At 59.3% G+C, this 12,282-nt stretch carries 8 protein-coding genes; 5 read left to right on the plus strand and 3 right to left on the minus strand.

Features of this window, described 5'->3' with window-relative positions; translation table 11 throughout:
- Nucleotides 1-64: 64 nt before the first annotated feature.
- The 3 genes from ACFMO7_RS05080 to ACFMO7_RS05090 form a co-directional block, all read right to left on the minus strand.
- Complete coding sequence (locus tag ACFMO7_RS05080) at nucleotides 65-1,294, minus strand: hypothetical protein (RefSeq protein ID WP_376794429.1); 1,230 nt, start codon at nucleotides 1,292-1,294, stop codon at nucleotides 65-67.
- Nucleotides 1,295-2,398: 1,104 nt separating this feature from the next.
- A complete protein-coding gene (locus tag ACFMO7_RS05085) occupies nucleotides 2,399-2,509 on the minus strand; it encodes an MMPL family transporter (RefSeq protein WP_376794430.1) in 111 nt (36 codons plus the stop codon).
- A 1,186-nt stretch (nucleotides 2,510-3,695) separates the two neighbouring features.
- Complete coding sequence (locus ACFMO7_RS05090; protein WP_376794431.1) at nucleotides 3,696-3,992, minus strand: hypothetical protein; 297 nt, start codon at nucleotides 3,990-3,992, stop codon at nucleotides 3,696-3,698.
- Nucleotides 3,993-5,414: 1,422 nt separating this feature from the next.
- Here ACFMO7_RS05090 and ACFMO7_RS05095 point away from each other — a divergent pair.
- The 5 genes from ACFMO7_RS05095 (at nucleotide 5,415) to ACFMO7_RS05115 (ending at nucleotide 12,279) form a co-directional block, all read left to right on the plus strand.
- The gene (locus ACFMO7_RS05095) at nucleotides 5,415-6,707 is read left to right on the plus strand and encodes a hypothetical protein (protein WP_376794432.1); all 1,293 of its coding nucleotides are present in this window, start codon (nucleotides 5,415-5,417) and stop codon (nucleotides 6,705-6,707) included.
- Entirely contained in the window at nucleotides 6,704-7,165 is a 462-nt protein-coding gene (locus ACFMO7_RS05100; protein WP_376794433.1) for a hypothetical protein, read from the plus strand. Before ACFMO7_RS05095 ends, ACFMO7_RS05100 begins: the two co-directional genes overlap by 4 nt.
- 804 nt (nucleotides 7,166-7,969) lie before the next feature.
- Nucleotides 7,970-8,368 (plus strand): hypothetical protein, encoded by a 399-nt coding sequence (locus ACFMO7_RS05105; RefSeq protein WP_376794434.1) that lies wholly within the window; start codon nucleotides 7,970-7,972, stop codon nucleotides 8,366-8,368.
- A gap of 624 nt (nucleotides 8,369-8,992) precedes the next feature.
- On the plus strand, nucleotides 8,993-9,562 hold the full coding sequence (locus ACFMO7_RS05110; protein WP_376794435.1) for a hypothetical protein: 570 nt from the start codon (nucleotides 8,993-8,995) through the stop codon (nucleotides 9,560-9,562).
- Nucleotides 9,563-11,061: 1,499 nt separating this feature from the next.
- Nucleotides 11,062-12,279, plus strand: a complete 1,218-nt coding sequence (locus tag ACFMO7_RS05115) for a DNA cytosine methyltransferase (protein WP_376794436.1) — start codon at nucleotides 11,062-11,064, stop codon at nucleotides 12,277-12,279.
- Nucleotides 12,280-12,282: the final 3 nt, after the last annotated feature.

Consider the following 12,282-nt stretch of genomic DNA (forward strand, 5'->3'; position numbering starts at 1 on the left):
TGGCCTAGATGATCCAGAAAGGGCGCCAGTCAAGGGCTTCTGTGCTGAGCTGAGAGGCACCCCTTCACGCCGGCTGGACGATTGGAGGTAAGGCATTGCCAGGAGAGTCCAGACTATAATTGGAGACCAGCCAGCCAGTTCCTCCCATCGGGGCATTAGCTCCCTGGTTGGCAGGGGGAACGCGCAGCAGCAGCACAACCATATGATGCACACGAGGCTGACCGGTCGCAGGATCAACCTCCATGCCTTCGACGGTGTGGTTGGGATTCTGCAGATCGAGCTTTGACTGCCACAGCGTGAAGGTGACATCCACCCAGGCAAACTGCTGCTGCCCGCGCATAGCGAAGGCCAGCAGGCGAGGCTGTGGATTGATGACCGACTGAATCAGGCGTTCCCCTACTACCAGGTCGTAGAGCTGGTTCGAGTTCACTCGGACATCCTGCTGCTGAAACCGCTCGCGAGCGGCGGGAGTGAGCAGGAACATTGCTGCTGTCAGCGTTCCTCCATGCTGTGCGCGGGTTCCGACAGAGCGATAATCCAGGCTCATCTCGCGATCGGTAAACGTGACAGCCGTCCGTTCTGCAAACAGAGCATCCCCCAGCGTTAGCCTCGTGGTCCAACCAGCGGGAAGTGAACCGGGTATCCAGTTTCCCAGGCCAGTGGCCCCTGTCACCGTCGGCGAGAGAGTCCGAGAGGGGACACGGGACGGAGAAGCCGTAGCCCCTGGTGAAGAGCCAGGACGAGGGGTAGACGTCGTAACGGCAGGAGGGCGTTGCTGAGTAGCTGTCGTTGCATTGCCTGCCGTTGGATGTGGCGAGGTAGCTGGAGCAAGCAGAGCAAACCCTAGAAAACCCAACGTCAGGACCAGGACAACGCTGATCAAACCAGGCTTCAGCCACATCCTCTGGCGTGCACCCCCTGGAGATGGATTCCGCGACTGGGGTGATGATGATGTTCTTCCTGGCGGCAGTGCCCCTGTCGGAGCCGTCTGCTCAGAGGCCAGGGCTGGCAGCGGCTCAGAGAGTTGAAACGGGAGAGGGAAGGCATCGCTCCAACTGTCATGCCCCATAGCTGTCCCCAGGTCGGGAAAGGCATCCTCCTGGAGGACAAAGGAGGAGAACGGGTCCCCAGGGTCGCTTACAGTGGCCGAATCACCCACATCGCTGGCGTCAACAGGGCGTGTGCTCGCAGTGGAGGTCGGCGACACAGGTTGCACCTCAGCCTCATGCTGATCAGGCTGGTGCAGCGGGCCAGAAGACTGCGCTTCTGGAGTGCCAGGTGGTTCGCTTGTCATTGGATGTTTTTCCTTTCTTGCTGGCTTACCTGACAACAGAGAAGGAGGGACTTTCCGGACTGGTCGTCAGAAGGGCCAGAAGCAGACGCGGTGTCTGCGTTGGCTTCTTCCTCCGGAGCAGCTTTCGCTGCCACCCGCGGTTTCATTGGTCAGACTAGGCATTGGGAGTCAGGCCAGCCGCACTTACGGAGCAGTCTAGCACCCTGGACCCTGAGGACAATGGGAGCGCTCAGGGAATCTCCTGGAAGCAAGGCGGGAAGTGTCCAGGAAGAAGGAGGGAAGGACAAGGTTGCGAGCCGAACAAGGGGTCGATAGGGGTTGCCGGCAAGGGCCATCTGACAGAACAGCCGGCCGAGGCAGAACCTACAGGGTGTTGATGAGCAGATTGATTTCCTTCCAGAAAAGGACTCACGCCTTCTTATGAGCCAAACCCATAGGGAAGAAGCGCGATGAAGCGTGGAAAACAGCAGCTTCTCTTTGTTTAGCCATCTGGTGCTCCGCTAAGCAGTGATCCTGAGTGGATTCGATCGGACCAGCTTCAGCGAGTACCTCTTCCCTCGGGCACTCTCTTTTGCCCCCTACGACAATAACTGTACCGCCTTTCCTATCGGAGGACAGTAGACGCTCTTGGGACAGGCGCTGCATGAACACCTTCACCAAGTGATGACTGTCGGAGGTGCCGCATCTACAATAGAGAATGGCAGCTATGGAAACTGGCTCTGGAAGTCCAGGCACCTTCTCTAGCTGCAGAGAGAGGGCAGATCTCCTCTGTTGCAGGTGGAGCACTTGCTTCCGAGTAATACTAATACCTCTTTTGACCTATTATCTACTTTTAATTAAAAATTTAATTAAATGAATCTATTGACCTGGGAGCGAGTGGGCAGACAGTTCATCGCAAGGGTAGCGAGGCGGATATGTCCTGTCCTATTCACCCAGAGCATGCCTGGCAGCTCCTTTCCAGTTGCGACTGTGTCCTAATTTTTCCCCATGCCTGGAACATTGCCCTGCCATTAAGCTGACCAGCGGCAGGCACAGTTCCCAGTCGTGGTCCTGACCATTTGAATGCTGGTCTCTTGTTTCTGCGGTAAGTGAGTTGCCTTTTCCTCAGCCAGCCATCGCCTCGGGCCCCGTGCTGGCTTGCTCCAGCTCTTCTCGGAAGCGTCTGATGAACAGGAGACTATAGTCAACAGCCAGTCCTAGACCAATGACGCTCACCAGACTCTGGAGAGGAAAAAGCTACCCCCAGGGCCAGGAGCGCTAGTGTTGTCGTGAGAGTGAGCCCGGCCAGTTCCGGTGGAAGCAGGCTTGCTACCAGCCCTCCAAAGACCAGTAGCAGAGCTGCCAGGGTCAGTGGCAGCACTAGCGCTTCTATCCTGGTCGTGTCCGCCTGGGTCCACCTGCTGTAGAACAGTCGCCCCTGCTGCCTCGCCTGTCAGATGCAAATGGATCGGTCCAGGAACAGCTTCGAGCCAGACCTGGAGCAGTGGCACGTCTGCCACTGCCGCATCACTGTCCTCATCCAGGCCCAGAATCACGAGTGTCATCTGCCCATCTGGACTGAGCTGTGAGTGGATTGCCGGGACATGCGGCAGGCTCCTGGCCACAGCGACCACCACCTGTTGTTGTTGGACAAGCAACAGGTGGCTTGCCCTGGCCTGTTGGAACGAGAGGCAAAGGACGGCAAACAGCTGGGTCGCCAGCTGGTACAGGCGCTCAACGAGCACGGTCTGCACCCGAGCGGCTCCATCCCCAGGCACTGTCGACCCTCCTAGCTGGAGCACTGTCATGACTGTCTGCGCCAGTGGCAAACAGATCAACAGTACCGCGAGGCAGGCTTCCATCACATTCCAACGCCAGTGTACCAGCCAGCGGCTCCAGGTCAGGCCGAGCCGAAGACGGCAGCAAGTCGGCTGGGCCTGCCCGAGTGAAGAGGAGGCAATCGCTTGCATGGACAGCCTGGTTGAGCCGCCCGAGGAACGGATATTTCCAGCTCCTGGGAACCAGCAACCATGCTCACGCAGAAAGCCGTCTAAAGGTGGGCCACTGACCGATCTCGCAGGAGAGTCTGCTGAAAAAAGGCCGTTAGATGGGCCATGTAGCGGTCAGGCATCTGCAGAGAGGCAGACAGACAGGCACACCCATGTATGTTCCGCTCCTGGCACCAGCCAGAGGCCTTGGACCATCCGGCAGCAGCTCTACGCCGCCGTGCCACCGCCGGCGGGATGAGCCGGTCTTGCTGCTCGTGAATGAGCAAGATTGAGCGCGGGGCAAGCTGCCCGATCGCTCTCACTGGTTCCACCTGCTCGAAGCGATAGCTAGCATGCCACATCAGTAGCTTGTTAGTCACCCAGCGTAGCAGCGGATAGCCCCAGCCGGCCCACAGCTCCTCCTGTCGAGAACCTCAGGGTCCCAATCCGACAGCCGGGTGCTCGCTCCGTGCATAGGTCGTCGCGACCAGCTTTACTTCACGATAGCCAAGGGCCAGGGGTAAGGAGACGCCAGCGGGCAGAGAGAGGACTCCATGTCCGCTGTACTCAAAGGCCAGGATATGATACCCAGCTTGCCAGAGAGCCTGGCAGAGCAGCAACACCTCCTCTACGGAACGTCGATAGCACAGACTGACGATGATCAGGTCCTGCACACCAGGCTGGCTACAGTAGTAGCCTGGCACACAATGGGATCGGAACTCAATGAACACCCAGGAGGAGACGGCTTCGGTAGAACACCCCAAGAGTGCTGACACCAGCGTAACGACTGGGGGACAGCGCCGGGGGCGAGTGAGGGTCTGTCCTATGACTCTAGCTAGAGCAACCAGACCCAGCGCCCCCGAGAGGCACAGCGTGCCCAGGCCAATCAGCACAAGCAAGCCCGACGTAAAGGCTGACTGGCCAAGCTAGCCTTCGGGCGAGTCCAGAGATCGCTCCTGCCACGTCGGCACCGGCCGACTGCCGTCCCCACAGGAAGAGCAGGAGTTCCGTGACCAGCAGAGCCAGCCGCATCCTGCATCGCTAGGCGGTGGAGCGGGGCCAGTGAACAAATGCAAGGACCTCATGAGCGGCAGAAGCCTCCAGATTCTTTAGGAGCAGGATATAGTCGAGGCACCTCCTTGAGAGCGAGGGAGTCTGCACCGAGTCAGCAGGCCAGACTGTTGCCAGGGCCGCAAGACCGATGCAGCGCCGTCAGGATCGCCTTGCCAGGTGAACCACTCTTGCTCTGGCTTCGTTGATACGGCCACCTCCGAGGCGGTCCTGGCTGCTGCCAGAGAATTGGGCGAGGGTGAGGGAGAAATGGGGGGGTACGGCCTCCCCTGGCGAGGCTGAGGGCCAGTAACTTGAGGGGACCGACGCTGCAGGGTGGAACGAGGAAGGCTCAGCCATAGGGTGTTTCCTTTCTGATCTAAAGGGACTCTCACCAATCTCTTTCAGAGATCTCGGCAACCAGGCATACCACTGCTAGCCTGTCGACTGGCCGGCAGGCCATCAGCACTTCTAGACTGGCTCAGCCGGGGTAGTAAACAGGTGTTGCTGGGACCGGTCTCTTGCAGCATAGCCGGACGGGCAGGAGACTCGCAGGGAGAGAGCAGCAACGCGCTCGCTCCCCTTGGAGAGACCGAGCGAACCACAGGGGAAATGGGAGAGGCACGAGAGGGGAACCAGAAGGGAATACCTCTGTCAGGCCCGGGCTGCACTCCTGCTTGTCGTCCATCAATGTTCCTCTAGCATCCCTCCGGGAGAAAAGAGGGACTGGCAGAGAGGGAGCCAGTCTCTCCTACCCTTACGGCAGATCGAGTCGCTACCAGCAGCGTCAGGGGAGCATGGAGAACTCCTCTGCGACGCGCTAACGAGCAGACAGATTGTCACCATTTTTCAGCTTCACAGCGACGATGGACGTTATGTGAGCACCTGCCGCTCTTGCAAAGACAGTGGGAGGATGATAGGCTGCAAGTAGCAGGCAAGAGAAGGGGGGCCAGGTTTCTGAGAGGGGTCGTCAGAATGCAGACGCTTTACCTCACTCGGAAGGCAGAGAGAGGACAAGCCGCCTTCTGGTCTTCGTCTGATCACCTGCTCATCGACCTGTCCTGTCGTCAAAATGACGATAGGAAATAGCAAGAGGAGGCACTATGGAACCTGCAGATCTGCCCATGCACCCAGCTTCGTTGCTTGCCCATCTCTGTCGCCAGCAACCCCTGGCAGCTGGCGCCGGCGCTCCCCTACTGCGTCAGATCTCCATGCCGGCGCCAGTCCGCGAGCAGACATCACTGGACGGAGCGGCTCTCCTGATCTCCGTTGACAATGGCAATGATGCCCTCAAAGGAGCCCTCCTGCATGCCCGTGCGCCCAGGCTAATCACGCGCCGCATCGCCACCGCCTATGCGCCTGCTGACCTGGTGCGAGTGGGGGAGGAGGTGCCCACCTGGCAAGTGGATGCTTCCGAACCGTTCTGGATTGGCGAGCAGGCACTAAGGGAGGCGAGCACGGTGGAGAGCTTGCCCGTTGGCTTGAGTCCAGATCGCTTGCCTGATCCACGCTGGCAGCGCTTCTTCTTCGCCTGCCTGGTGGAGCTCCTCCAGGCAGCAGGCTACGAGCGGCCCGGACGAGCCTGGCAGGGGGAGTATGCCCTCTTGCTGAGCCTGGGCTTGCCGAACGAAGAGCTTTCCAGAAATAGCCTGCACCCAGCAGTGCTCCAGGCTCTACGCCCTCTTTTGGAGGTGCCACGCCTGGTCCAGCGGACTGATGAAGGCGGTCAGACGAGTACCTGGCGCCTACGGCTCGTCGATGTGACGCCCTATCCACAGACGTTTGGCTCATTCGCTGCCTGGTACTACAGTCCCACTGGGGAGGCTTTGCCAACCCATGTAGTGAAGCATCTCACTTTTGATATTGGCGGGGGACAGCTCCATCGCTGCACTGTGACCATTGATGGGCCAGCGGAGGGCCAGGGGGGCCGTCCACGCCTGCGCATGCAGGCCACCTTGCTCGATGAAGGCACCATCGCTTTGGCCCGTGCGGCACGAGATAGGCTCCGCAGCCACTATCCCGGGCTGCGTCTCTCGGACACAGAGGCACAGCAGGTGCTCATAAGTGGCACACTCCTTCGAGGAGGAAGGCGCGTTGACGTCACGGAGCTCCTCAATGAGGTGATCACGGCCCGCTCTCAACGACTCTTGACGCACCTACGACACCTGCTACAGGAGGAGCAGACCTTCGTGATGTGCACTGGAGGAGGAACCATCCTCCTAGAACGGGCATTGCGTTCCCTCCTTGGCCAGAGGCGCGCCCAGGAGAGCATGCTTATTGTCCCTCGAGAGCTGGCCTCTGTGCTCAATGCATTGGGAGGCTACTTGCTGGCTCAGGCTGCCGCCCAGAAACGACAAACAGCAGCAAGGACAGGGGAGGAGGTCAGCAGCCGATGACAGCTCCACTCAAAGGACCCATCTCGTTACGGAATCTCCCGCCAGCGGCTCTCCAGATAGCCCGGAACCTCTCCGAGCAGACGCGGCTATCGCTGGCCGATCTGCTGCGGCAGGCCCTGGTCACGGGGCTGCTGGTCGAAGCAACCCGCTTTGCGCCAGACGAGCAGGGACGACTTGGAGGGCTAGAGCCCGTGGTGCTGGCTCGAGCGCTCCGACGACACCTGGGATCAGCGATTGACCTGCTCATCGAATATGGAGAGCTACCCTACGCACTGCCGCCAGGCAGCGACGTGGGAGGGCGAGGAGAGAGCGCGGCTAGATCAGGGGAGACGTCCATAACAGGTGAGGAGGCATCGAGGCGGCAGCGAGCCATCCCCGCCCTGGGAGAGGATTTGGAGGAGCTGGGCATGGGGCTAAGCCTGGCAGCCTCGATCAGAGGGCAGACGTTGGAGCCTTGAGGGAACTGGTGGCTCCCTTGCCTTTGGCTTTTCGGAAGGAGAAGACCACTCAAGCAAGTCAGCACCAGTGGATGCTCTCGTCCAGCTGCTGAGAGCACGCCGTGGAAGGGAGCCTGAACCGCTTCTTGTCTCGCTGACCCTGCTGCTACCGCCACGAGACCAGACTTCCGAGCGATCGGCGAGCGGCAAGGAGGATGGGCGTTGCCTCCCGGCTTCCACCAGCTTCCTGAGACCTTTCCAGGAGTATTCCAGGTTCTTCCAGATCTGGCCAGCCAGAGTAGCACCGCTGCGATGAGAGATGCCCGTGAAGGGAAAACACCTCAGCTTCGTTCATGCTGCGGGCACAACGCTCAGCCACGGGCCTGCATACCGTGAATGCTTCGAACAGGCTGTCTTTGCATCGCCGTGTGATCGGACGACCATGAGCCGGATTGCAGGTCTCTCATCAGCAGAGATCTCTCCTGCTCCAGCATCTGGCCTATGCCGCGTTCGTAGATCTGTCTCTTTGGGCGTTCACTTCCTCTAGAACAGGAGGTGACCGCATTGGTGCCTCCTGGCCACCTGATCAGGTGGCCAGGAGAGGGTAGGATCGTCATCGGCCCAGCCATCGTCAGGAGTATCCTGGCTCTAGGAAACGAGAGCCTGTTTGCCAGCTCTCTTTGGGCTGCCAGGACAAAGAGGGACCTCACGGAGCACAAGAAAGGAGCAGTTCACCGACAGCGCTACCTCCCCCAGAGGCTCGTTTGCCCGGCTCTCTTCCGGACAGTTGTTCGGCCCCATCTGGGCAAAGCAGGACCCCATGAGTTGGCGGCTACCAATCCCATTGGAGACAATCAACTCCCTTTCTTCTCCCCCTCAGCGCCTTTGTCGCTGGATAGCTCCAGCAAGGTTGCTATCTATGCGCTCCTCTCTGACAAGGGCAATCTCCAGCCGGGCGCACATCCTAACGGGATGTTCGGCCCGCGCTATGTCGTCATTGGCACGGCAATAGGCGAATCTCCTGCCAACGGTATCGGTCAGCCCGAAGCCGGCACGCTGGAGAGCCGTCTGACCGCCGCGCCGGGGCCAGGACGGTTTATTCCAACTCACCGTAGTCAGGGGCTTCCATCTTCTGTAATCGCGGATCTTCCGACTCGTTCCGGCAGCGTGAAGAATCTGACTTACTTCCCTCTGACTGACTCCGGAATGCCTTGCCACTTTTGACTGGCCGGCCGTCCTTGATTCGACCACATACAGCCGCGGAGGTCCACCGCTGCCACCATAGACCCTCACCCCAGATCCGGGAGCTGGATTCATCGGAGGGAAGCCCTGAACCTCCCTGCCAGGAGAGCAAGCAGATAGGGTCGGGGGATCCTCGCTGCCTCGGGGATGGACCAGGCACGGGCCTTTCCCTCCCTGTTCCGGCGCGGTTCTCGCTGCCTTCACCCCAGCCTGCCGGCGCCTTTCCCCAGGGGTTCCAGAGTCATCCCCCTGGCGCCTGCTAGAGTAGCAGTGTCCTGCCTGTCAGGAGGCAGGCAACGATGACGTCCTACAGCAACCTGCGCCAGGGACTCCTCCTGGCTGGACCTGTTTCCTGGTGCAGGGATACTGGCCCAGGCCAGTCAGCATCGGGACAGAGTCTTCGGCAAGCAGGAGGACCTGACGGAGGGACGAATGGAGGTATCTCTCATGTTTCTGGTCGTCTTGATCGACATCACTCTCCTGGTGTGCGTATTGGTCTGTGGGAGTATCCTGTGGACCCTCGTGCGGCATCCGAGCCTGCGAGGGGAGCTCCTACAAACCCTGCGGCAGGACTGCCGGACCGCTTTGCGGCAGGGAGTCTCGCAGGTGAAGCGGTGGCCATGGCTCATGGCCTCCTCCAGGAAGCGCGAGCAGGTCAAGATACCAGCCAGGATAGATCTGCGTTCCCTCAATGAGCGCGTGATCCGGCTGTGGCTAGATCCTCGGAACTTCCATTGGAAGCCCCCTGAGACCGAGATGGCCGATTTCTACCTGCTGAAGGGCCAGATCGATGCGATCTGGAGTCTCATCGAGGCCTCCCTGGGAAAGCCAGGACTCGAGGAGGAGTCCTCGCCAGCAGCTGAGAAGTTCCAGAACGTCCTGGCGGAGTATGTGACCCGTCTCGAACGCCGCGCCCTGGCCTGGAAGAGTAAGTGGTCGCCGAAGAGTAGGGAACTGGCAGCACGGATCCATCATATCCACTGCTTCCTGAAAGCAGAGGAGGGAGAGCTGAGCGACCTGAGCGAGCGGGCGCAGTCTTCCTTCAGGAGGATAGAGCGTCGCTTCCAGAGCCTCCGCGATCTGGAAGGGTCGCTTAGCTACGTGGATTGCAACCGGATAGCGGAAGAGATCCAGCACGACTGCCTGAACTTCTCCGAGATGAAGAAGTGGTACTGACCACGTTAACGTGACTCGGCTCGAAAGCCGATCAGGGCAGGTGCCTGGTCATCCTGTCGTCTTGGTCTACATTAGAGGAGACCGGTCGCTCCTGGCTGGTCGAGAAGCAGCGTCTTCCGCCCCCCCCTCTGGCCCCGGGGAGAGCCAGGGATCAGTGATGGCACCAGGGTCCCATGGGCGAGCCATGAGAGGGTCCTTCTGCCCTCCTGTAGCTCACCCCACCCGTAAGCCGGGTGGAGGCTCGGGAGAACCACGAGCCTGCAAAGCTCCCCTGCGCGGGCGCGGCCAGGACCACGTGCTGCGCGCCCGTGAACCGGGTGGACGGGGCTCGTCCAAACCGTTCTATTGTCCCTCGAGCCAGGACAGGCCGCGTTGTCTGTCCGGCTCTCACCTGACGTACGAGCTGGCTGGTTGAGTGGAGCCGCGCTCTTCGACCGCTCTGGTGATCAATCGATCAGCACGGTCTTGAGTTGAGCTGACCTGGCTTGCGCTCCCCCGCTGAGACGTCTAAAGCCTGTCCTGCCAGGAGAATGGGCGGCGGAACCCTGCAGCGTTCCCCCTCTTCTCTTGACAGGCTTTCCCTTGCTGAGCTGCCCACTGGAATGACTCACCCCGACTGATGAGGCTGGCGTCTCCTGCGGCACCTGCTCCAGGGTCGCTTCTCAGGCCTCACTCCGTCGCTGACCCCGGCTACTGGGCTTTTCCCTCTTTCCCTGGCGATGGAGAGAGCCTCCGGTCAGCCAATACCCTGCTGTGGCCTCTGGCAGCGCTGATCGATCCAGGAACGGTTCTGCCAGCAGGACACCACCCTGCCAGGCAGGAATACCCCCGCGCGCTTTCCCACGAGAAGGGAGTGCCAGTCAAACAGGCCAGCCCCTCCAGCAACCACTTCTCCCCAGAGATCGGCGCCCTGGGACAGAAACGGCTCTCTAGAGGGCCTCTGGGACCATCCTGCCCCTGTTCCCTGCCGGTTCGGTTGCAGCCGCTATCGGACAAAGCACTACTAGAGTACGGCGCGGAGGCCAGTGTCAGCAGAAGCAACCTGTCCCTGATTCTGGCCTGCCAGTGTGAACTTCCTACCTGGAGTATGAACCCTTTTGGGGGAGCATCCCATCGCACCCGGCAGGTGCTCCTGCATGGACCATGGGCGATCGGCACAAGCCAGAAGGCCACCAGAGTTCCAGAAAGCGAGCAAGGAACAGCCAGTTCCTCATTCCAGCGCCGAGAGTCCGGCTCCAGAGCAAAGAAAAGTTCTCCAGAACAAAGCAGAGAATCAGCAGGTCAGCAGCACGGCTGACTGGTGAACAGAGGCGTTCATATCGGACAGCAGGACATTACAAGCGATTTGACAGCATGTGAAAGGGGAAGCGCATCACTGTTCTGGTAATGCAGACAGCGATCTTTCCTTGCTGATAGCAGATCAGAGATGGACCTTGCCAAAGGATGAGCAGCATGCTATTCTTCTCCTAGAAACTTCCTGACTTCTCGGGAGGTGACTGATGAAGACCAGGCCCATTGTCCTCGACCTCTTTTGCGGGGCGGGAGGTCTCAGTCTGGGCTTTGAAATGGCTGGTTATCAGATCGGCTTAGGAGTTGAAAAAGAGGTACTTCCTTATCGAACTCATTGTCTTAACTTCGGAAGTGTCTGCTACTTAGGAGATATCAGCTCCATCGGCGATCCAGAGCGCTTTATTCAGGAGCACGATCTGGAGCGGGTTGATGTCATCATTGGAGGCCCACCTTGCCAGGGATTCAGCCGGGTTGGAAGAGGCAAGATCCGCCATCTGCGCAATGAACCTGACTATATTCATGATCCTCGCAATCAATACTATAAAGAATTCATCCGCTTTGTGGGAGTGTTACGACCACTTTACTTTGTCATGGAAAATGTTCCTGATATGCAGTATTATCATGATAGTGAGGAACTTCTTCTAAAGAAGGCCATGAGGAGTTTTGAGGAGATGGGCTATCTGGTAGATTCCCGGGTTCTCTGGGCTCATCACTATGGTGTGCCTCAGACTCGCAGGCGCCTCTTCGTGGTTGGAAACCGTCTGGGGCAGGGCATCTGCTGGCCTCCAGAAACTCATCAACACCATCCCGTGACGGTCTGGGAGGCAATCAGTGACCTTCCTATCGTTCCTCATGGCCATCGCCTGGATGTGATGCCTTATGAGCCACGTGGAGAGCTGACCAGTTACCAGCGGCAGATGCGAGAAGAAGCTGGAGACCTTCTCTACAATCACCAGACCCGCTATCATAATGAGCAGGACCTGGCAGCCTTCGCTCTCATGCCAGAGGGAGGAAAGTATATCGACTTGCCAGCAGAGTACAGGCGCTATCGGAGTGATATCTTCAAGGACAAGTACCGGAAGCTCTGCCGAGAGCGGCCTTCCTGGACGATTGAGGCCCACATTGGCAAAGATTCATATCGATATATTTATCCCAGTCGTTTGGGAGAGCCCGAGCCTCCCAGGACCATATCAGTTCGCGAAGCAGCGCGACTGCAAAGCTTCCCTGATCGCTTTCGCTTCGCAGGTCCTTTCACCCGGCAGTTTTCTCAGCTAGGGAATGCGGTACCGCCGCTGCTGGCCCGAGCTGTAGCTGAAGCCATTCTTCCTGGTGTGCTGGCGGGAATGACCGGCCAGAGAGGAGAGGAATCGACGTCTTCCTGCCGGTACAATAGCTCCCTTATAGAGGTCACAGATCCGGTCAGGTAGCAC

Origin of the sequence: Thermogemmatispora sp. (assembly GCF_042408735.1) — a bacterium.
Taxonomy (GTDB): Bacteria; Chloroflexota; Ktedonobacteria; order Ktedonobacterales; family Ktedonobacteraceae; genus Thermogemmatispora.